General features: G+C 62.5%; 20 protein-coding genes. 12 read left to right on the top strand and 8 right to left on the bottom strand.

All coding sequences use genetic code 11. The features are described from left to right. Positions 1-3: 3 nt before the first annotated feature. A complete protein-coding gene (locus tag AC72UB_RS11380; protein ID WP_505189889.1) occupies positions 4-1,059 on the bottom strand; it encodes an AI-2E family transporter in 1,056 nt (351 codons plus the stop codon). A gap of 445 nt (positions 1,060-1,504) precedes the next feature. Here AC72UB_RS11380 and AC72UB_RS11375 point away from each other — a divergent pair, with 445 nt between their 5' ends. Next, entirely contained in the window at positions 1,505-2,767 is a 1,263-nt protein-coding gene (locus AC72UB_RS11375) for an MgtC/SapB family protein (protein ID WP_505189888.1), read from the top strand. Between the two features lie 238 nt (positions 2,768-3,005). On the opposite strand, the gene AC72UB_RS11370 is transcribed toward AC72UB_RS11375, so the two are convergent. From AC72UB_RS11370 to AC72UB_RS11355, 4 genes are all read right to left on the bottom strand, one after another. Next, positions 3,006-3,794 carry an MBL fold metallo-hydrolase gene (locus tag AC72UB_RS11370; protein ID WP_505189887.1) on the bottom strand — a complete coding sequence of 263 codons (789 nt, stop codon included), beginning with the start codon at positions 3,792-3,794 and terminating at the stop codon, positions 3,006-3,008. After that, positions 3,791-4,801 carry an extracellular solute-binding protein gene (locus AC72UB_RS11365; protein ID WP_505189886.1) on the bottom strand — a complete coding sequence of 337 codons (1,011 nt, stop codon included), beginning with the start codon at positions 4,799-4,801 and terminating at the stop codon, positions 3,791-3,793. The genes AC72UB_RS11370 and AC72UB_RS11365 overlap by 4 nt, the downstream gene beginning before the upstream one ends. 261 nt (positions 4,802-5,062) lie before the next feature. Then, positions 5,063-5,731: an RraA family protein gene (locus AC72UB_RS11360; RefSeq protein ID WP_505189885.1), complete on the bottom strand. Its 669-nt coding sequence runs from the start codon at positions 5,729-5,731 to the stop codon at positions 5,063-5,065. A gap of 13 nt (positions 5,732-5,744) precedes the next feature. Then, the gene (locus AC72UB_RS11355) at positions 5,745-6,932 is read right to left on the bottom strand and encodes an aminotransferase-like domain-containing protein (RefSeq protein WP_505189884.1); all 1,188 of its coding nucleotides are present in this window, start codon (positions 6,930-6,932) and stop codon (positions 5,745-5,747) included. Between the two features lie 393 nt (positions 6,933-7,325). On the opposite strand from AC72UB_RS11355, the gene AC72UB_RS11350 reads away from it, so the two are divergent. From AC72UB_RS11350 to AC72UB_RS11325, 6 genes are all read left to right on the top strand, one after another. Continuing rightward, entirely contained in the window at positions 7,326-8,219 is an 894-nt protein-coding gene (locus tag AC72UB_RS11350; protein WP_463289712.1) for a lysophospholipid acyltransferase family protein, read from the top strand. A 111-nt stretch (positions 8,220-8,330) separates the two neighbouring features. Then, the gene (gene phnC / locus AC72UB_RS11345; RefSeq protein WP_505189883.1) at positions 8,331-9,149 is read left to right on the top strand and encodes a phosphonate ABC transporter ATP-binding protein; all 819 of its coding nucleotides are present in this window, start codon (positions 8,331-8,333) and stop codon (positions 9,147-9,149) included. 62 nt (positions 9,150-9,211) lie between these two features. Then, entirely contained in the window at positions 9,212-10,111 is a 900-nt protein-coding gene (phnD, locus tag AC72UB_RS11340) for a phosphonate ABC transporter substrate-binding protein (protein ID WP_505189882.1), read from the top strand. 86 nt (positions 10,112-10,197) lie between these two features. Further along, the gene (gene phnE, locus AC72UB_RS11335) at positions 10,198-11,076 is read left to right on the top strand and encodes a phosphonate ABC transporter, permease protein PhnE (protein ID WP_505189881.1); all 879 of its coding nucleotides are present in this window, start codon (positions 10,198-10,200) and stop codon (positions 11,074-11,076) included. A gap of 3 nt (positions 11,077-11,079) precedes the next feature. Beyond that, positions 11,080-12,405 (top strand): phosphonate ABC transporter, permease protein PhnE, encoded by a 1,326-nt coding sequence (phnE, locus tag AC72UB_RS11330; protein ID WP_505189880.1) that lies wholly within the window; start codon positions 11,080-11,082, stop codon positions 12,403-12,405. A gap of 1 nt (position 12,406) precedes the next feature. Continuing rightward, entirely contained in the window at positions 12,407-13,024 is a 618-nt protein-coding gene (locus AC72UB_RS11325; RefSeq protein ID WP_505189879.1) for an LbetaH domain-containing protein, read from the top strand. On the opposite strand, the gene AC72UB_RS11320 is transcribed toward AC72UB_RS11325, so the two are convergent. The 3 genes from AC72UB_RS11320 to phnF all read right to left on the bottom strand — a co-directional run bounded on the left by AC72UB_RS11320 (position 13,021) and on the right by phnF (position 15,449). Continuing rightward, positions 13,021-13,527 (bottom strand): GNAT family N-acetyltransferase, encoded by a 507-nt coding sequence (locus AC72UB_RS11320; protein WP_505189878.1) that lies wholly within the window; start codon positions 13,525-13,527, stop codon positions 13,021-13,023. The genes AC72UB_RS11325 and AC72UB_RS11320 overlap by 4 nt on opposite strands. Continuing rightward, entirely contained in the window at positions 13,524-14,672 is a 1,149-nt protein-coding gene (locus tag AC72UB_RS11315; RefSeq protein WP_505189877.1) for an alpha-D-ribose 1-methylphosphonate 5-triphosphate diphosphatase, read from the bottom strand. Before AC72UB_RS11315 ends, AC72UB_RS11320 begins: the two co-directional genes overlap by 4 nt. 69 nt (positions 14,673-14,741) lie before the next feature. Further along, positions 14,742-15,449: a phosphonate metabolism transcriptional regulator PhnF gene (gene phnF, locus AC72UB_RS11310; protein ID WP_505189876.1), complete on the bottom strand. Its 708-nt coding sequence runs from the start codon at positions 15,447-15,449 to the stop codon at positions 14,742-14,744. 99 nt (positions 15,450-15,548) lie between these two features. Between phnF and phnG the strand changes: the two genes are divergently transcribed. From phnG to phnK, 5 genes are read left to right on the top strand one after another with little or no spacing between them, the layout of a single operon-like run. After that, complete coding sequence (phnG, locus tag AC72UB_RS11305) at positions 15,549-15,995, top strand: phosphonate C-P lyase system protein PhnG (protein WP_505189875.1); 447 nt, start codon at positions 15,549-15,551, stop codon at positions 15,993-15,995. After that, positions 15,992-16,561 carry a phosphonate C-P lyase system protein PhnH gene (gene phnH / locus AC72UB_RS11300; RefSeq protein ID WP_505189874.1) on the top strand — a complete coding sequence of 190 codons (570 nt, stop codon included), beginning with the start codon at positions 15,992-15,994 and terminating at the stop codon, positions 16,559-16,561. The genes phnG and phnH overlap by 4 nt, the downstream gene beginning before the upstream one ends. Next, entirely contained in the window at positions 16,561-17,754 is a 1,194-nt protein-coding gene (locus tag AC72UB_RS11295) for a carbon-phosphorus lyase complex subunit (protein ID WP_505189873.1), read from the top strand. Before phnH ends, AC72UB_RS11295 begins: the two co-directional genes overlap by 1 nt. Beyond that, entirely contained in the window at positions 17,751-18,743 is a 993-nt protein-coding gene (locus AC72UB_RS11290; RefSeq protein WP_505189872.1) for an alpha-D-ribose 1-methylphosphonate 5-phosphate C-P-lyase PhnJ, read from the top strand. The genes AC72UB_RS11295 and AC72UB_RS11290 overlap by 4 nt, the downstream gene beginning before the upstream one ends. Further along, the gene (gene phnK / locus AC72UB_RS11285; RefSeq protein ID WP_505189871.1) at positions 18,740-19,501 is read left to right on the top strand and encodes a phosphonate C-P lyase system protein PhnK; all 762 of its coding nucleotides are present in this window, start codon (positions 18,740-18,742) and stop codon (positions 19,499-19,501) included. The genes AC72UB_RS11290 and phnK overlap by 4 nt, the downstream gene beginning before the upstream one ends.

The following is a 19,501-nucleotide window of genomic DNA, read 5'->3' as shown; positions in this document are numbered from 1 at the left end:
GGCTCAGTCTGTTGGTTGCAGAAGGGCTTGGCGGCGAAGCCAGAACTCCACGATCAGCATGGTCAGCGTCCCGGCCAAAGGACCGAGAATGAATCCGGGCGCACCAAACAGCAAAAGGCCGCCGACAATCGACATGAACGCGGGAATGGTATGCAGGCGCAACCGGTTCCCGACGAACATCGGCCGCAGGACGTTGTCGATGCTGCCAACGACGATCCCGCCCCAAGCGGCAAGAATGACCGCGCGGATCCAGCTGCCATCAAGAACGAGCAGGATCGCAGCCGGGATCCAGATGATGAAGGCGCCAAGGACCGGAACAATCGACAACAGCCCCATCACCAAGCCCCAAAGCAACGGCGTGGGCAGACCAAGCACCCAAAACATCAGGCCAGCCAAGCTGCCTTGAACTGCGGCGACGGCAAGCGTTCCGTAGGCGATCGCGTGGACAGTCTCGGCCACCCGCCGCAGCAGGTGTTCCGTCTCTGGTTTTGTGAGTGGGAGCCATGCGATGATCATCGTCCGGGCGGCCAATCGGTCGCGCAGAAAATAGAACAGGAGGTAGAAGGTGATGAACACCTCGACCACCTGCAGCAACGACCCCTTGACGAACGTCGCGCCGAGATTGCTGAGATAGGTCGCAATTGCGGACATCATCGAGGGCAAATCAAACTGCCGGTCAATCCAGGCCCCAAAGGGCGCAAGGGCTGGATGGCTGTCTATAAGGGCTTGAAGCTCGCCACCCTCAACACGCGCCTGAAGTGCTTGGATGCCAGAAGTTGCTTCTGTGATAAGGCGTTCAACCACGAAGACCGCAGGCACGACCACAACCACGATGACAATCGCCGTCGAGAGCAAGGCGGCGATGTTTGGGTGCCTAACGCGCCTTTCGACCCTTTCATGGAGCGGCGCGAAAAGGATCGCCAGCGTCAGCGCCCATGTGATGGCCCCAAGGAACGGCCAAGCGATCAGCAGACAAAGCGAGATGCCAGCAACACTGGCGACGGCCAAGGACAAGCGTCCAAAACGGCGGCTGCGGGGTGCACGGGGCTTGGTTGTCATCGGGTCACCGCGCAACCGCTGGCAGCAAACGCAACCCAATGCTTGAGACGGGGCCCGCAAGAGGCCCCCGACCCGGACAGACAAAAGCCTGTGCAGGCGGCGCGTGCATGCCGCCTTGGTCTGCGGCAATGCCAAACCGCAGATAGATGCCGGCGCCAATCATCGCACCGAGCCCAGAGAGCACAGCGAGAAACAGCGTCAACGGGCGCTTTAGGGTCTGGGGTGGGGCAGAGTCTGACAAAGTACCTTCCTGAAATGTCTCGGCGGATGTTAGCCCCGGACCGAACCCCGCGCCTTGACAGAGGTTAAGGTCCTTTACGCGCAGGCTGCACCCAGTCAGCCATCTTTGCGGGCACCGACACCGATGAGGAAGTGATCCACGTCAATACGCGCGCATCATGGGTGCTTTATGCATTGCTCCTGAACAAAGACCCGTTCGAATTGCGTGGAGGCTGCACTGCTCCTTGACCCACCCCTCCTGAATCTCGTCAGTGCCGTCGCGGTCGGAGCGCTGATTGGGGCGGAGCGTGAGCGGCGCAAGGGTGAAGGCGCGGCGCGCTCTCCGGCAGGCATCCGGACGTTCACGATCACCTCGATCTCTGGCGCTGTCGCCTTGGCCCTTGGGGGCGTCGGGTTGCTTGCCGTCTTGACGGCCTGCGTTGCCGCGCTGGTCGCCGTCTCCTATTGGCGCGCCCAAGATCAAGATCCGGGCTTGACCACGGAAATCGTTCTTGTCCTGACGGCCCTGCTGGGCGGCATGTGCATGCAAGCACCGCAGACCGCCGCCGCGATCGCCGTGACCGTGGCGGTGCTGCTTTATGTGAAGGCGTGGCTCCACAACCTTGTCATCAAAGTGATCTCGAAAGACGAGTTGGACGACGCGTTGATCTTTGCTGCAGCGACCCTTGTCATTTTGCCTTTGGTGCCGAACCGCCAGATGGGCCCCTACCTAGCGCTCAATCCACACTCGATCTGGATCGTGATCGTGCTGGTCATGGCGATCAGTGCGGCCGGCTATGTTGCAATACGCCTGTTCGGGGCAAAGTATGGCCTGCCGCTCGCCGGGGCCATTTCCGGCTTTATCTCCAGCACGGCCACGATCCTCGCGATGGGATCGCGGGCTCGGGCGTCAGCAGACCTTCTGGCGGCCTGCGTTGCGGGGGCCGTGTTGTCGACCGTCGCCACGATTGCGCAGATGGCGCTGGTCGTCGCGGCCACCAGTATGCCCACCCTGTTCAGCATGTCTGGCCCCCTGCTTTTGGCCGGAGGCACCGCTTTGGCCTACGGGGCGGTCTTTACGCTCTTGGCCGCGCGCAATTCAGGAACCAGTGCGCCACAGACCGGGGGCGTCTTTAGCCTGAAAACCGCGCTTGCCTTCGGAGTCATCCTTGCAATCGTCCTCGTCATCTCGGCGGGGCTTCAAGAACGGTTCGGCAGCGCAGGCGTGCTGATCGCGGCCGTGGTTGCCGGGCTGGTCGACACTCATGCGGCGGCCATATCGGTTGCGACGCTGGTCGCATCGGGAAAGGTCATGCCGCAAGACGCTGTCCTGCCGATCCTTGCGGCCTTGACGTCCAATACGCTGTCCAAGATCGCCATGGCCGCGATTGGTGGCGGGTGGGCTTTTGCCCTTCGAGTCGTGCCGGGATTGGTTCTTGTTGCGCTGGCAGCCTGGGTCGGGACGTTCGCTGCGTGGCTTTGGACCTAAGCGAAGAGACCGCGAAGGCGGCACAACGATCAGCCATGCCTTGAAGAGCCGGTCCGAAACCCTGCCCGGTCCCCATGTCAGCTTGCTTGTGGCGGTGGCGTTGTTTGCCCGCACAGGGCCAGAGATACGGCGATTGACGCAAAGATGGCGCAGTGCCGCCCGCAAAGTTGCCTGCAAGCATGGAAACCTGTCCGCCCTCATCAGCAACGACAAGAAAGAGCACGCTGGTTCATTAAGCTCATGACGCGTTTGATCTATGCGAAGTGGAAAACAAGTCCGGGATGTGGCTGCACAGAAACCGAGCGGTCTCGTTGCGGATGGCAGCCATGATCCGGGTCCGGCTTGCTTTCAGAGCGGTGTCGTCCGCCCAGATCGGGCAGAGGTTCGGGTCGTCGATTTCGGCCCTCACATGAAAGAGGTCGGCAAGAAAAAACAGCACCTCACCACCGGAAGCGATACGCACGATCCGATGGCCCGGCGTTTCGCCGGGGGTATCGATCAGAGTGATTTCCGGGGGCAAGGGGTGCGAGTTGCATCCAAGGTCGAGCAAGCCAAGGCGGAACAAGTGTTCCAATGCAGCCGGATCGGCAGCTTTGCCATCGGCCCTCTGCGCCTCGGCCGTCAACGTGCCATCGCCCCAATCCAGCGGTGACAGAATGTGTCGTGCCAAGGGAAAGGTCAGTTCCCCGCGCGGGTCGGCCAGTCCACAAAAGTGGTCGTGGTGGCCGTGGGTGATGATCACATGGGTGATGCCTGCGGGGTCAATGCCCGCCATCTTGAGGCAAGGGCCAATTTCGGCAGTTTGTCCTTCGCCCCTATATCGGGCCGGATCGCAGGCGTCGATCAGCACTGAAACACCCGGCCCACCGACATGCAAGGCGTTCACGGGCAGGTGCGAGACGCCGTCCGGAACAGCCTGCGCCTCGGGCGCGAACCAGTCGCGCAGGCTGTCGGATATCTCGCCCAGCGGCAGCACCGTTGCGGTGAGCGCGCCGACCCTGATCTTCTGAACGGGCCAGCGGGTCATCCTTCGACGGCCATTCGGTATCGTCGGGCATACTCGCCACGATGTTTCACGAACCACAGTGGCTGCTCGGGCTGCCACCACAGTTTAGCCAAAGCTTCGGCCGGATAGCTGGCGGCAAAGAACGACTGATCCTGCGCAGGCAACAGCGCCCTCGCGCCCGTGGCGGTGGGGTTCGCCCCAAAGGCGGTGGCGTATTGCGCCGAACCCTGGGGTGTGTTGACCCAAGCGATCCAGTCCTGCGCCGGGCCGGGATCGGCCTTGGCGCTGAGCACGAAGTTCTGCAGATAGCAGTTCGTCCCCTCGATTGGGGCGATGAAATTGCCGGGAAACCCCTCGCGTTGCAGGGCCGCCATTGTCGTGTCCCAGCTGTAGCCGACCACACAGGCGCCCGAACGGAAGGCGTCCATCCCCTCTTCCTCACTGAACCAGAACCGGGCCACATGGGCCGCGCGATCGGCTAAAAACGCACCGATGACGTCATAATTGGCGATCATCCTGTCTTCGAACCGATAGGAGTCGTCAAACGGGTAAGGCAACAGCCCTGCCGCCTCTAAGGCCCGACCGGCGGCGACAAAGGCCGTGTCCTCGCGCATCGTCAGGCGACCCGCATAGGCCGGGTCGAACAGGGCCATCAGGCTGAGCCCGGCAGGGTCAAGCGGGGCGTGGTCCCTGTGATGCCCGATCCCGGCACCGCCCCAGATGTTTGGCGATCCATAGCGCCTGCCGTGAATGATCGTATGCGCATCGGCATGAAAGGCCGGATCAATCCGCGCAAAGCCGATCCGGTCTTCGTCCAGAGGGGCAATCAAGCGGCTGTCCAGCCAACTGGCGAGCCGGTCGGTCGTCGGGCAGGCGATGTCAAATGCTTCGGTCTGCGCGACGTGATGCATCTCGTCCTGATTGCGGGCGCCTTTGAAGGAAACAGCAATTCCGGTGTCGCGGGTAAAGCTGTCAAAGGCGCGGCGCAGCCCTGTGTCGTATCCAGCCCACCCCAGTATGCGCAGCATGTTCCAAAACCCTTCTTTCGACGGCCTGCACCAGGCTTGCAGAACACCCACCGCAAGACAAATGTTATCCACGCCTCAAACGGCGAAACCCTGTCAGTGTCGCACTGGCCCCCTGCTGTCTTTGTCGTGCTCGACGGGTTTTCGCCGTTCGAGGTCTTGTCAGACCGGCCTGCTTGGTGCGCCGAATGGGATTGGCTGCCAGCCACGCGATCGGGGCATGAGCGTCAAAGGGCTGTCGTCAAAACTGCGAGCATGGCCCCTTCACCCCCGGATCGCGGCCTGTAGGCCAAAGACCTCCACTGCGGATGTTCCGGCGGCGAGCCCTTCGATCCAACCGGCTTCGCGGGCCAGTTTGGCCTCGGCCTCGCCGATCAGAGCGCGGGCGTTCGGTGCTGAGATGACCACAAGGCCATCGTCGTCGCCGATGATCAGATCACCGGGCGCCACGAGGACACCGCCGATCGTGACGGGCCGGTTTATGGCCCCCTTTTCGGCGCCGGTGGGGCCGCGGGGGTTGATCCAGCGGCTGAAGACCGGGAAATCGGTCCAACTGCCCAAGGTGCCCACGTCGCGCACGGCCCCATCGCAGACCAGCCCCGCAACCCCCTTATTGCGCAGATGGCCTGACAGGATGTCACCGATCATCGCCGCATCGCGGTAGCCGCCCGCGTCGATCACCAGCACCTGACCGCGTTCGATCACGTCCAAAGCCTGCAGGACTGCGCCAAAATCCGGGGCCTCACAGTGCACCGTGACGGCCGTGCCAAAGAGACGCGGCTGCGACCCCGCCGGGCGCAAGGGGCGCAGGGCCGGGTCGATCTGCCCCGCCTCACGAACCAGATCAACTGCGACGGCGACGGGAATGTCGCTCCACCGGGCGATCTCTGCGGGTGTCAGGCTGGGGGCGGAGGTGTGCAGGGTGACGGGCATGGTGACCTTTGTTTCACAGATTGGCGTGCAGGGCGCGGCCAAGGGCGGCCATCCCGGTTTCGATTGCAGACAGCGACGGTGCTGAGTAGTTCAGCCTTGCATGATTGGCCCGCGGCGTGAGGGGAAAGAACGTCGCGCCGGGCACATAGGCGACCCGCGCCTGGGGCAGGGCAACATTGCGCATGAACTCGGTCGCATCGAAGCCTTCGGGGAAGGTGAGCCATGTGAACAGGCCGCCTTGCGGATCGGTCGCTATGATTTCCTGCGGGAAATGCCGACGGATCGCGTCCAGCATCGCCTCTTTCTTGACCGCATAGGCGGCGCGCAGCGTGGCGATATGGGCGTTCAGGTCATAGCGGTCGAGGAACAGGCTTGCGGCCGCCATGTTCAGCGTTGAGGTTTGGGTGTCGGCGGCCACTTTCAACTGTCCCATCCGGGAAAGAAGATCAGGATTGGCCACCGCCCAACCAATCCGCATGCCCGGCACCAGAATCTTGGAAAAACTGCCCAGGTGGATCACCCGCCCTTCGGTATCCAGCGATTTCAGCGTTGGCAGGTTGTGACCGGCAAAGCGGATGTGGCGATAGGGGGTATCCTCAAGCACGATCAGATCATGACTATTGGCCAGCGCAATCAGCGCCTTGCGCCGCTCTAGTGACAAGGTCACGCCGGTGGGGTTCTGAAAGTCGGGGATGGTGTAGATCATCTTCACCCGGGGTTGGGCGGCAAGGATCGCCTCAAGCCTGTCGGTCTGCATCCCCTCATCATCGACAGGGACAACGGCGTAATCGGGTTGGCTGGGCGCAAAGGCGATCAGCGCCCCAAGGAAGGTCGGGTCCTCGGTCACGATCACATCGCCCGGATCGACCAGCATGCGCGCCGCGAAGTCCAAGCCCTGCTGCGAGCCTTGCAGGATCAGCACGTCATCACCGGTGCACGCCACGCCATCCGCGCGCATCAGCCCCGCGACCTGATCGCGCAGACGCGCCAGCCCGTTGGAGGGCGCGTATTGCATCGCAGCCCCGCCCGGTGCCGTGATGATCTCATGAAACACCGCGTCGAGCTGGTCCGCCGGAAACAGCGTCGCATCCGGATAGCCGCCGCCAAACGAGATGATCGAGGGGTCAGCCCCCAAAGCCAAAAGCTCACCAATGGCTGAAGGCTGCACCTTGGCCATTCGCTGTGCGTATTTGGGTGTCATGGATCGGGTCCTTTTGCGCTGCGTGCAGCAGACACGAAGGGGCGGGCCGGGGCAAGCCGCGATGGCGAAAGATAAAACCGGAATTGAATGACACATGATCGCGCTGGCGGTGTCTTGGGGCGCAAAAGCGGTGCACGCTTATGAAAGGGGGAATGGCCACGCGGGAAAACCGGTTTGCGGCCGTCAATCTCGCCCGACAGGCAGCATCAGACTGCGTGCTGTCGCAAAACTGCAATACTGGCGTCATTCGACGTTTACGCGCCCCGACTAGGAATAACGAAGGCGCGTCAAGACTGGGGGGCGTCGCGGCGGTCCTGCGTGTTCAATTCACGCGCTTTGGTTTCATGCCGCGCCTTTTCCCCTCGGCATGCTGGATTTGAGGGGAAAACGCCAATGCTTGATTCTGTCAGCGAGATGGCACCTGCGGCCGACCTGGACCTGAGCTATTCGCATCCCAGTCAGCCGCGCTTTCGCCGAAGCCTGATCCGCATGGTTGAACGGCTTTCGGGCCAGCCCAAGCTGCGGTCGCTTTACACCGGATGGGCCGCCTCACCCGCGTCCCGCTATGAGCCCGTGTTCGAAGCCGCGATGCGGCTTTTGAACCTGCGCCTTGAAGTGCATCGCAAAGATCGGCTGGAGAGCCTGCCGCGCGAGGGCGGCCTCTTGCTGGTCGCCAATCATCCCTTTGGTATCGTCGATGGCCTCAGCCTTGGTCAGTTCGGCATGGCCCTGCGGGGCAATGTGGCGATCATGACCAACAGCCTGTTGTGCCGGGTGCCCGAGGTGGAACCTTACCTGTTGCCGGTCGATTTCTCTGGCACGACTGAAGCGCGGCGCCTGACCGGGGAAACCCGTCGTCGCGCGGCCGATCTCTTGCTGGCAGGCAAAGTGGTTGCGATCTTTCCGGCCGGAGGCATTGCCACGGCCAACCGCCCCATGAAGGGGGCTGCGGTTGATGCCGCATGGCATCCCTTCGTCGGACGGCTTGCCGCATTGCCGGGCGTGACCACCCTGCCCTTGCATTTCCAGGGTCAGAACTCGCGGCTGTTTCAGATTGCCAGCCATTCCTCCTATCCCTTGCGCCTTGCGCTGATTTTCCATGAAACCCGGCGGCGGATGGGAAAGTCGGTGCATGTGACCGTGGGCCAGCCCCTTGCCAGCGAAGAGCTGCGCAAACTGGATCGGTCTTGTGTGGCCGAAACCCTGCGGCGGCGGTGCATGGAATTGGCCGAAGGCGCGAGCGTCGATCCCGATGAGGTGTTTATCTGGCCGCCCCATCTGCGGTGATCGGTGCCCGCTCGGCGGGTGGCTGCGTCACGGAACCTTCATGTGACCGCAAAGCCCTTGTCATGAATCACCGATATCCCCGGCGCAACCAAGATTGCAAAGGGTCGTCTCATGTTGGAAGTTAAGGCGGTTACGCGGATGTTCGGCCCCAAGGCTGCAGTGGACCGCGCCAGCTTCACCGTCGACCGGCCAGCCTTTGTGGGTATCATCGGCCGTTCTGGTGCGGGCAAGTCGACCTTTCTGCGCATGATGAACCGGCTCACGGATGCCACGTCAGGCGAGATCTTGGTGGATGGTCGCAACGTGCTGGCGCTGCAAGGTGCCGAGGCACGGGCATGGCAAAGCCAATGCGCGATGATCTTTCAACAGTTCAATCTGGTGCCACGCATGGATGTGGCCTCGAACGTGCTGCACGGCATCTTGAACCGTCGGGGCACGCTGCAGACCATGTTCAACATCTGGCCCCGCGCCAACATCTTGAAGGCGCTGGAGATTCTCGACCGGTTGGGCATCGCCGAGCAGGCCCCGAAACGGGCTGAGGCTTTGTCTGGCGGTCAGCAGCAGCGCGTGGCGATTGCGCGCGCCTTGATGCAGGACCCCAAGATCATTCTGGCCGATGAGCCGATTGCCAGCCTCGATCCGATGAACGCCCAAATCGTCATGGACACGCTGAAAAAGATCAACGTCGAAGATGGCCGCATGGTCATTGCCAACCTGCACACGCTGGACACCGCGCGGCGCTATTGTGACCGGGTGATCGGCATGCGTGACGGTCGCATCGTGTTCGACGGCACGCCCGACCAGCTGTCCACAGGTGTTGCTCGCGACATCTACGGCGCGGATGCCTCGTTCAACGAGTCCGCAACCTCAACCGCCATTCCGACCGACACATCTGCGGATGCGGCCTATGCCGCGCAGATGTTGGCCTAACTTTTAGTCCCCGGCCCAAAGCCCGGGATCGGGCGCGGGTCATAACCCTCATGGAGAACACCATGCAAAAGCTGCTGATTGCCCTTGCCGCCACCACGGCGCTGACCGGAACCGCGATGGCACAAGACGCCATCACTGAATTCAACATCGGCATCTTGGGCGGCGAAAACGCTCAGGACCGCATGACCTCGAACGAGTGCTTCCGCGCCAAGATGGAAGAAGCCCTTGGCGTGCCGGTCAAGCTGTTCACCCCCGCAGACTATGACGGCGTGATCCAGGGCCTCCTCGGTGGCTCGCTCGACTATGCGTGGCTGGGCGCTTCGGCCTATGCCAAAATCTATCTGACCGACGCGGAAGCGGTTGAAGTCAAGTTGACCAAGCAAAACACCAACGACTCGACCGGCTATTACTCCATCGGCTTCGCCCGCAAGGACAGTGGCATCACCAACATGGACGAAGCCAAGGGCAAGGTCTTTGCTTTCGCCGACCCGAACTCGACCTCGGGCTACCTGGTCCCCGGCGCCGAATTGACCGCCAAGTATGGCAAGCTGGAAGAGTACTTCTCGGAAGTCAAAATGTCGGGTGGTCATGAGCAGACCATCGTCGGCGTCGCAAACGGCGATTTCGCCGCAGGCGTGTCTTGGGCTGACGGCGTTGGCAACTGGGAAGACGGCTACAACTCGGGCGCTTTCCGCAAGGCTGCTGACGCAGGCTTGGTCGACATGAACAACATCGTCGAAATCTGGCGCTCGGCCCTGATCCCCGAAGGCCCGATGGTTGTTCGCAAGGCGTTGCCGCAGGACGTCAAGGACAAGGTCACCACCTTGACCGCCGACCTGTGGGAAACTGACAAAGAATGCGCTTATGCCGTTGCCGCTGGTGAAGCCAAAGACTTCGTGCCGGTTGAGCATTCGATGTACGAAGGCGTCCTCGCCGCCCGCAAACTGCAAGAAGGCATGTAAGGCCCGGCTCTCGGCCTTATCGCCGGCCGGACCCCGCTTCTCCCCGGGGTCCGGCCTTTTCCCATCTTTTTGTCCAAGGCTTGCACATGGTCGATATCGCCTTTGGTCCCGAACCCGGACCCCGCCCCGATCTGAAGGACCCGCGTGAAGCCTATCTTGAGATGGTCCGCCGCAAACGCATGTATGGCGGCATCATCATGGTGTTGTTCGTAGCCTTTATGGCATCAGGCTGGATTTTGGCAGATGACCGCAACGCTGGCGGGTTCTGGGAGGGGCTGCATCAGGTCTTAGACTTCCCTGCAGAGGTCTTCGCCGAAGCATGGGTCAAGCTTGCCAACCTGCCCGGCATTTTTATCGAACACATCCCCGCCCTGATTGAGACGCTGAACATCGCTGCCGTGGCGACCCTGATCGGGGCACTGGCCGCAATGGCGCTGTCCTTGCTGGCAACGCGCGGGCTGGCACGCTGGCCCCGCCTGATCCCGGTTTTTCGCCGTACTATGGACGCGCTGCGCGCCATTCCCGAAATCGTCATCGCGCTGGTGCTGATCTACGTCTTGGGCGGCGGCCCGGTGCCGGCCGTCATCGCCATTGCGCTGCACACCGGTGGCGCCCTTGGCAAGCTCTTTTCCGAAGTGGCCGAGAATGCCGACCTAAAGCCGGTCGAAGGTCTTGCCTCTGTTGGCGCGACATGGGGTCAGCGCATGTGGCTGGGCATTATCCCTCAAGTCGCACCAAACTGGCTGTCCTATGCGCTGTTGCGCTTTGAAATCAACGTCCGCGCCAGCGCGATCTTGGGTTTTGTCGGCGAAGGTGGCATTGGCCATGACCTCAAGCTTGCCATGCAATGGGGCCAGGGCCGCTATGACCAGGTGGTCGCGATCTTCCTTTTGCTCTTCCTCGCCATCGTCATCATCGACCGGATTTCCGACCATTTCCGCCACAAGCTGGTGAAAGGGCACTAAGCCATGACCATGACCACCCTTGCCCCGACACTGGCCGAAACCGTCACCCGCCGCTTTGACCGCAAACGCCAGTTGGCCTTTGCCATCCCGGCAGCGATCATCGCGTATCTGGTCTATGCTGCCATCAGTTTTGACATCGCGGGCCTTGCCCAGCGCGCGCGGTTCGACAATGCCGCCATCCTCTTGTCCGACTTCTGGTCGCACAAAACCCATGTCACCCGCGACAACCGCAGCGGCGCAGTCGAGATTGCGATTGAGGGCGAAACCAAAGGCACTTACCCCGCAGGCATGATGCCCGAGTGGGTCAGCGTGGCAGACAATGTCACCACCATCGATCTCGGGACCGGCCATGTCGTGACCTATGACGACGCAGGCGCGCGGTTTGTTGTGCCGGGCTATGGCACCATCGACATCCGCTCCGAGGGCGGAAAGCCGGTGATGACGGCGCCCGAGCCCATTCCTGACTGGATCAGCGTCTCGGCCAATAAGATCTCGGTGACCACGGATGCGGGTCGCTTCAACTATTCGCGCTCTAAGGTGGAGACCTTTCGCTATCAGGCGGGATGGGAGCTGTGGTTCTTCACGCTCGACAGCCCGTTTTATGGCAAAAGCTTTGCTGAACTGGGCGCACTGGCGCTGTGGGGAGACCGCGTGTCGCCCGAGCGCAGCAACATTGGCTACATGGTGGCCGAGTTCTGGACCAACAAGATGTGGCGTCATGGCGATGTGGTTTGGGCGATCTTTGAGACCATCCTGATGGCCTTCCTTGGCACCATGACGGCCGCCATTGTGGCTTTGCCCTTGGGCTTTGTTGCGGCGCGCAACTTCAACCCGCTCGGGCCCCTGCGCTTTGCCACACGTCGCGTGTTCGACTTCATCCGCGGCGTGGATGGGTTGATCTGGACCGTGATCCTAAGCCGCGCTTTTGGTCCCGGCCCGATGACCGGGGCCATTGCGATTGCGATCACGGATGTTGGTTCGTTCGGCAAGATGTTTTCCGAAGCCTTGGAAAACATCGACGAAAAGCAGGTCGAGGGTATCCAGTCCACCGGGGCCAACAGCCTGCAGCGAGCCCGGTTTGGGGTCATTCCGCAGATCATGCCCGTGCTTCTGGCGCAGGTGCTGTATTATCTGGAATCCAACACCCGCAGTGCGACCGTGATCGGCGCGATTGTGGGCGGCGGCATTGGGCTGTTGCTGACCCAAGCGATCATCACCCAAAAAGACTGGGAAGAGGTCGCCTATTACATGGTGCTGATCGTGTTGATGGTCATGCTGATGGACAGCCTTTCGGGCTGGCTGCGCCGCAAGCTGATCAAGGGGTCCTGAGATGGGAAAGCTATCGCCCGTCACCCCCGTGATCCACAGCGGCGCTGAGATCGTCAACAGCCAGTTCGGCGCATGGTGCGAGGTGGGCGCGCTGTCGCGCGTCATCAACTCGACCTTCGAAGATTATGCCTATTGTGACCGCATGGCCGATATCGCCAACACAACGGTGGGCACGTTTTCCAACATCGCCGCGATGACCCGGATCGGGCCCACCGACCACCCCTTTGCCAATGCGGCCCAGCATCATTTCCTGTATCGCTCCAGCTATTACTGGGATGATGTGACGGACGATCCGACGTTCTTTGCCGCCCGCGCCGCGCGCCGCACCACGCTCGGTGCAGATTGTTGGATCGGCCATGGCGCGATCATCAAGCCGGACATCAACGTGGGCATCGGGGCGATTGTCGCAAGCGGTGCTGTGGTGACCAAGGATGTCGCCCCGTTCATGATCGTCGCGGGTTGCCCCGCAACCCCGATCCGCGCGCGGTTTTCACAAGACGTAATCGACCGCCTGCTGGCCTTGGCGTGGTGGGACTGGAGCCACGACGCCTTGCGCACGGCATTGGAGGATTTCCGCAGCCTTAAGGCAGAGGCTTTCCTCGAGAAGTATGAAGCCTAAGACTTGAAATCAAACCGATAGGTCAACGCCTCTGGCATCCAGTCCGGGACAGTTGCTCCAGTATCCTCACACGCGCCCAAACGCAGGGCGAGGGTGCGAGAGCGGCGATTGTTCGCATCGACTCGAGCGAAGAGGGTCTGAAACACCGCCTTTGCGGCGACCTCGTCCAAATAGGCGCGTGCCGCCTCATAGGCAAAGCCACGGCCCTGATCCGCATCTGCCCAAACGGTCCAGGTCATCTCAACAGGCGTGTTGGGGTCCTGTTGCAAGGCGCCGACATGGCCAATGGGGCGGGCTGTAAATCGGTCGCACAAGATCAACCTGCCAAAGCCACGGATTTCCCAGTGGCCGATCATGGCGGCGAGTTTTTCGAAAGCGTCTTGGCGCGTATAAGGGCCGCCGGTAAAGCGTGTCCTGTGGGATGTGCAATAGGCCTCGTAGGCGGGCAGATCACCGGCGACCGGCCGCCGTAGGATCAAACGCGCCGTTTCAATCCGGGTCATACCCAGATCCGTCGTGCCAACTCCCCGGCAAGATGCGCGATGCGACCCTGACACAAGGTCATCTCGACCCTGTGGGTCTTGGCGTTGACAACGGCTATGTCGGCCCGCGCGCCCGCTTTCAGATGGCCCCGGTCAGACAGCCCCATGATCCGCGCCGGCGTGGCCGAGATCATCTCCCAAGCCTGTGGCAAGCGCAGACTACCCCGATCCGCCAAGGCAAAGGCCGATTGGGCCAGCGCCGGATAGTAGTAATCCGACATCAGCGCATCCACGAGCCCTTCGGTGATCAAGGCTTCAGCCGCGATGTTTCCGGTCTGGCTGCCGCGGCGCACCACATTCGGCGCGCCCATCAGCACGGGCTCGCCCGCCGCATGGGCGGCCCGCGCCGCGTCTAAGGTTGTGGGAAACTCGGCAATCGGTGCCCCAATGCTGCGATAGAAAGCGCGGGTTTCGGCGCTGTCATCATCATGCGAGCCTGTGGTCACCCCCAGACGGCGGAACTCAGCGGCAATCGCGCCAAGGGCGGCAGGCACTTGCGGCGACTGGGCCTCGGCGGCACGGACAATCTCCATCATCTCTTCGCCCGTTCGCTTGGTCTGGGCGGCCCATTGCGCCAGCCGATCGGGGCGGTTGCGGGCCATCTCTTGGGCTTCGGGCAGGTGATTGTTGAACACCACAAAATCGACACCGTGGCGGACAACCGCCTCAAGCACCTGTGGGTGATCCTGCACGACATGGGTTTCCAACCGCAATTGCATCCGGACATCGGGCAAAAGCGACGGACGGGTCGCGGCCATCGCCGCCATCAGCCCAACCGCCGCAGCCCCCGATCTGTGGCCACCTTCCCAACTCCAGCTTTGGGCAAACCATGCCGTGGTGATGCCATTCACCGCCAGCTCCGCCGCCGCCGAGGCCAAGGCCTTGGTCTGGTCAAGCTGCGCCGAGGGGCGCGGGGCAAGGTGGCGTTCAAACCCATCGCCATGCAGGTCAATGATGCCCGGCAGCAAAAGATATCCAGACAGGTCCAACTCACGCGCTGGGGTGTCGGTGATCTGGCCCTCCGCAACGGTCAGCGGGTGATCTTGCAAGGCACCATCCAACAAGGTCTGGGCCTGGGTCAGGCGAAGCGGGGCGATCTGCGGCATGGGACCTCCTGTTCAGGCCCGGCTAGCGCGGCTTCATGACGCCGATGTGACAAAGTGATGGGCCGGGGCTCAGGAGGCAACGGTCAGCGTGACCCGGTCCCCGGCAAACCAAGTGGTGCCATATTCAATGGGCCGACCCGCCGCATCGACGTTCAGCCCGACCGATTGCAAGATCGGCGAACCAGCTTGCATCTGCAGCGCAAGCGCCTGCAACCCATCGGCAAGCTTGGCAGTCAGCCGTGTTTCGGACCGGGTGTAATCCGTCACCCCGCAGGCCGCCAGCGCGGCTGTGACCGAGTTTTGCGCGTCCATCGCCGTCAAGAGCCCCGGGAGCCGCCCAGCCGGAAAGATCGACGAAAAGATCGCCAGAGGCTGACCATCGGCCAGCGAAATTCCATCGATCACATGCACCAGATCACCGGATGCCAGCGCAAGCGCCGCCGCTTCGGCCACGCTCGCAGGCCGAGTTTCGAGCCGCGTGATCCGGCGCGACGGCGTGCGGCCCGAGGCGGTGACATTTTGGTGAAAGCGCACCCTTTGGCCCAAGGCATAGTCCGTCGGGCGGGCGGCGACGAACACCCCAGACCCACGCCTTGCGTGCACAATCCCGGCCTCGGCCAGACTGGCCAGACCTTGGCGCACCGTGTGGCGGTTGACGCCAAAGCGATCGGCCAGTTCGGCCTCAGTCGGAAGCTTGTCACCGGGGCGATAAAGCTCCTGCGCAATTTCGGTCTGCAGCGTGTTGGCGATAGATCGCCAGATCGGCTCTCGGGGCATCTGTCACCAAATCTTCACGTGTGTCGGGCGGGGAATCGCGTTAAGTGTTGTCTAGTTGTATAGTCAAATAGACAACTTCACAAGATGTCGGGATCCGCCATGACCACCCCTTCCGAGATTTCCACCCGCCAAGGCTGGATGGGCCTTTTGGCCCGCAGTGCGCCCGCGCGGCTGGCCAGCCTTTACGCCGATTTGCCGCCCCATGACATGCTGCGCCCGCCTGAAATTGGCTCGGTGATGGTGCGCGGGCGAATGGGGGGCACGGGCCAGTCCTTTAATCTGGGCGAGGTGACCGTGACGCGCTGCGTGCTGCGACTGTCCTCGGGCGAGGTGGGTCATGCCCATGTGCAGGGCCGCGACAAAGGCCATGCCACCCGCGCCGCCGTGGTCGATGCGCTGATGGCAAGCCCCGCCGCGGAAACGGTGCGCCAGCAGGTTCTTCAGCCCCTCCATGCCGAAGAAACCGCACGTCGCACCGCTCGTGCCGCGCGGGCAGCGGGCACCAAGGTTGAGTTTTTCACGCTGGTCCGGGGGGAAGATCAATGACACCCGAAGCTTTGCTTGGCGGCTTTGCCAACGCCTCGATCGATGCGGCACGGGGGTTTCGCGCGGCCCTTGAAGTGATGGCCCGGCCCGGCCGGATTGAGGATTTGCCCGGCGCGCAGCCGCCGCAGCCTTTGTCAGTTGCGGCTGGAGGGCTGATCCTGACACTGTGCGATGCGACAACGCCCGTGCATCTGGCGGGCGCGCATGATTGCGCCGCCTTGCGCGACTGGATCACCTTCCACACCGGTGCGCCCTTGGTTGGGGCAGCGGCGGCACAGTTTGCCATTGGCACATGGGCGGCGCTCAACCAAGTTCACCGCTTTGCCATTGGACAGCCGGACTATCCCGACCGCAGCGCCAGCTTGATCATCGAAATGCCTGACCTCAGCACCGAGGGCCCCCGCCTGACCGGGCCGGGGATCAAGGGCACCGCGCGGCTCTCCTTGCCCGAGACCGCGGCCTTTGCCGCCAATCAGGCGCTTTTCCCCTTGGGGTTTGACTGTTTCCTGACCGCGGGGACTGAGGTTGCTGGCCTGCCCCGTTCAACCCGCGTGGAGGACATCTGATGTATGTGGCCGTCAAAGGAGGCGAACGCGCGATTGACGCCGCCCACGCGTGGCTGGCAGATGAGCGCCGGGGGGACACGGGAATTGCCGCGCTGTCCGTGGCGCAAATCCGCGAACAGCTGACGCTGGCCGTCAACCGCGTCATGGCCGAAGGGTCACTCTATGACCCTGATCTTGCCGCGCTTGCGATCAAACAGGCGCGCGGCGATCTGATCGAGGCGGTGTTTCTGATCCGCGCCTATCGGACAACCCTGCCCCGCTTTGGTGCATCAATCCCGGTCGACACCACGAAGATGGCGGTGGCCCGGCGCGTTTCAGCAACCTTCAAGGATCTGCCCGGCGGGCAGATTTTGGGGCCGACCTTTGATTACACCCACCGCCTTTTGGATTTCGCACTGATGGCAGAGGGCGAAGCACCTTTGGCTGCGCCCCCCACCCCCAGCCCCTCCCCACAAGGGGGAGGAGAGGCGATTTTGTCTGCCGCAAGCGCGACCTTGGACACCCAAGCGCCTCCCTCCCCCCTCGCGGGGGAGGGATGGGGTGGGGGGGCCACCTCTGCGCATATCCCGCATGTCATGAGCTTTCTGAACCGCGACGGGCTGATCGAAACCGATGCTTTGGGCGATGCCACGCCGCCCGATCTAACGCGCGAGCCGATGGAATTGCCCGCCAGCCGCCCCTTGCGCCTGCAGGCCCTGACGCGCGGCGATGAGGGGTTTATCCTGTCGCTCGCCTATTCCACCCAGCGCGGCTATGGGCGCACCCATGCCTTTGTGGGCGAGTTGCGCATCGGCACGGTCGCGGTGGAAATGGACATTCCCGAACTGGGCTTTTCCATCGAGATTGGCGAGGTCGAATTGACCGAATGCGAAACGGTCAATCAGTTCACCGGGTCAAAAACTGAACCGCCGCAGTTCACCCGCGGCTATGGGCTGGTCTTTGGCCAGACCGAGCGCAAAGCCATCGCGATGAGCCTTGTTGATCGCGCCCTGCGCTGGCGCGAGTTGGGCGAAGACTTTGTCGGAGCCCCAGCACAGGACGAAGAGTTCGTTCTGATGCACGCCGACAATGTGCAGGCGACAGGCTTTCTCGAACACATCAAACTGCCGCATTACGTTGATTTCCAATCGGAATTGGAACTGATCCGCCGCCTGCGCGCCGAGGCGATGGGCCATAAGGAGGCCGCAGAATGACCGCTCAGGATTATAACTTTGCCTATCTGGACGAACAGACCAAACGCATGATCCGCCGCGCGATCCTAAAAGGCATCGCCGTGCCGGGCTATCAGGTGCCTTTTGCCAGCCGCGAGATGCCGATGCCCTATGGCTGGGGCACGGGCGGGGTGCAGGTGACAGCCGCCTGTCTGACGCCGGATGATACGTTGAAAGTGATCGACCAAGGCGCCGATGACACGACGAATGCGGTGTCGATCCGCAAGTTCTTTCAGCGCACCGCCGCCGTCGCTGTGACCGAGGCCACGGCCGAGGCCACAATCATCCAGACCCGCCACCGCATCCCCGAGGCCGCGCTGACCGAGGGCCAGATCCTTGTCTATCAGGTGCCGATTCCAGAGCCCCTGCGGTTCTTGGAGCCGCGCGAGACCGAGACGCGCAAGATGCATGAGTTGGAAGAATACGGCCTTATGCACGTCAAGCTGTATGAGGATGTTGCCCGCCACGGCCATATCGCCACCGCCTATGCCTATCCGGTCAAGGTGGAGGGGCGTTATGTGATGGACCCCTCGCCCATTCCGCGGTTTGACAACCCCAAACTGGCCGATTGCCCCGCGATCCAGCTTTTCGGCGCAGGTCGCGAACAGCGCATCTACGCTTTGCCGCCTTATACGCGCGTCGTCAGTCTGGATTTTGAAGATCACCCCTTTGAGGCCTCCAAGGCCCCACATGACTGCGATCTGTGTGGCGCATCGGAAAGCTATCTGGATGAGGTCATCACCGATGACGCGGGCGGGCGGATGTTTGTCTGCTCGGACACCGATTTTTGTCGCAGCCGTGTGGCGGCCGGGCATGTCGGGCGCCTTGGCACCGCACAAGCAGCCCCCTCACCCCAGCCCTCCTCCACAAGGGGGGAGGGAGCCACCAGCGTCACTCGCACCTCCCCTCCCCCTCGTGGGGGAGGGCTAGGGGTGGGGGGGCCGCTGCCGAAAACGGAGGCCGCAGAATGACCGACGCCCCTCTTTTGTCTGTTCAGGGCCTGACCAAACGCTACGGCGCACGGATCGGCTGTGCGGACGTGTCCTTTGACCTATACCCCGGAGAAGTCTTGGGGATCGTGGGCGAAAGCGGGTCGGGCAAGTCAACGCTTTTGTCCTGCCTTGCGGGCCACTTGCGCCCCGATGCGGGCGATCTGACCTATGATGGCCGCGATGTTCTGGCCATGTCAGAAACCGACCGCCGCCGTCTGGGCCGCACCGAATGGGCCTATGTCCACCAAAATCCGCGCGATGGGCTGCGGATGGGGGTTTCCGCAGGTGGCAATGTGGGCGAACGGCTGATGGCCGTGGGCGCGCGCCATTATGGCGACATCCGCGACAAGGCGATTGACTGGCTGGGCCGGGTGGAGATCGCCGCCGACCGGATCGACGACCGCCCCCGCGCCTTTTCCGGCGGCATGCAGCAGCGTCTGCAAATCGCGCGCAATCTGGTAACCGGCCCGCGTCTGGTCTTCATGGACGAGCCGACCGGGGGCCTTGATGTCTCGGTTCAAGCGCGGCTTTTGGACCTGTTGCGCGGGCTGGTGCGTGAAATGGGGCTGTCGGCCATCATCGTGACGCATGATCTGGCGGTGGTACGGCTTTTGGCCGACCGGCTGATGGTGATGAAGGGCGGCCATGTGGTGGAACAGGGCCTCACTGATCAGGTGCTGGACGACCCGCAGCACGCCTATACCCAGCTTCTTGTCAGCTCTGTCCTGCAGGTGTGA

Origin of the sequence: Allotabrizicola aquatica (SeqCode) (assembly GCF_965194375.1) — a bacterium.
Taxonomy (GTDB): domain Bacteria; phylum Pseudomonadota; class Alphaproteobacteria; order Rhodobacterales; family Rhodobacteraceae; genus Tabrizicola_A; species Tabrizicola_A aquatica.
This window is presented reverse-complemented; position numbering and strand designations above follow the sequence as displayed.

Excerpts from the sequence above, each read along its gene's own strand:
- AC72UB_RS11380 (WP_505189889.1), bottom strand. The coding sequence starts at position 1,059 with ATGACAACCAAGCCCCGTGCACCCCGCAGCCGCCGTTTTGGACGCTTG.
- AC72UB_RS11370 (WP_505189887.1), bottom strand. The coding sequence starts at position 3,794 with ATGACCCGCTGGCCCGTTCAGAAGATCAGGGTCGGCGCGCTCACCGCA.
- AC72UB_RS11365 (WP_505189886.1), bottom strand. The coding sequence starts at position 4,801 with ATGCTGCGCATACTGGGGTGGGCTGGATACGACACAGGGCTGCGCCGC.
- AC72UB_RS11360 (WP_505189885.1), bottom strand. The coding sequence starts at position 5,731 with ATGCCCGTCACCCTGCACACCTCCGCCCCCAGCCTGACACCCGCAGAG.
- AC72UB_RS11355 (WP_505189884.1), bottom strand. The coding sequence starts at position 6,932 with ATGACACCCAAATACGCACAGCGAATGGCCAAGGTGCAGCCTTCAGCC.
- AC72UB_RS11350 (WP_463289712.1), top strand. The coding sequence starts at position 7,326 with ATGCTTGATTCTGTCAGCGAGATGGCACCTGCGGCCGACCTGGACCTG.
- phnC (WP_505189883.1), top strand. The coding sequence starts at position 8,331 with ATGTTGGAAGTTAAGGCGGTTACGCGGATGTTCGGCCCCAAGGCTGCA.
- phnD (WP_505189882.1), top strand. The coding sequence starts at position 9,212 with ATGCAAAAGCTGCTGATTGCCCTTGCCGCCACCACGGCGCTGACCGGA.
- phnE (WP_505189881.1), top strand. The coding sequence starts at position 10,198 with ATGGTCGATATCGCCTTTGGTCCCGAACCCGGACCCCGCCCCGATCTG.
- phnE (WP_505189880.1), top strand. The coding sequence starts at position 11,080 with ATGACCATGACCACCCTTGCCCCGACACTGGCCGAAACCGTCACCCGC.
- AC72UB_RS11325 (WP_505189879.1), top strand. The coding sequence starts at position 12,407 with ATGGGAAAGCTATCGCCCGTCACCCCCGTGATCCACAGCGGCGCTGAG.
- AC72UB_RS11320 (WP_505189878.1), bottom strand. The coding sequence starts at position 13,527 with ATGACCCGGATTGAAACGGCGCGTTTGATCCTACGGCGGCCGGTCGCC.
- AC72UB_RS11315 (WP_505189877.1), bottom strand. The coding sequence starts at position 14,672 with ATGCCGCAGATCGCCCCGCTTCGCCTGACCCAGGCCCAGACCTTGTTG.
- phnF (WP_505189876.1), bottom strand. The coding sequence starts at position 15,449 with ATGCCCCGAGAGCCGATCTGGCGATCTATCGCCAACACGCTGCAGACC.
- phnG (WP_505189875.1), top strand. The coding sequence starts at position 15,549 with ATGACCACCCCTTCCGAGATTTCCACCCGCCAAGGCTGGATGGGCCTT.
- phnH (WP_505189874.1), top strand. The coding sequence starts at position 15,992 with ATGACACCCGAAGCTTTGCTTGGCGGCTTTGCCAACGCCTCGATCGAT.
- AC72UB_RS11295 (WP_505189873.1), top strand. The coding sequence starts at position 16,561 with ATGTATGTGGCCGTCAAAGGAGGCGAACGCGCGATTGACGCCGCCCAC.
- AC72UB_RS11290 (WP_505189872.1), top strand. The coding sequence starts at position 17,751 with ATGACCGCTCAGGATTATAACTTTGCCTATCTGGACGAACAGACCAAA.
- phnK (WP_505189871.1), top strand. The coding sequence starts at position 18,740 with ATGACCGACGCCCCTCTTTTGTCTGTTCAGGGCCTGACCAAACGCTAC.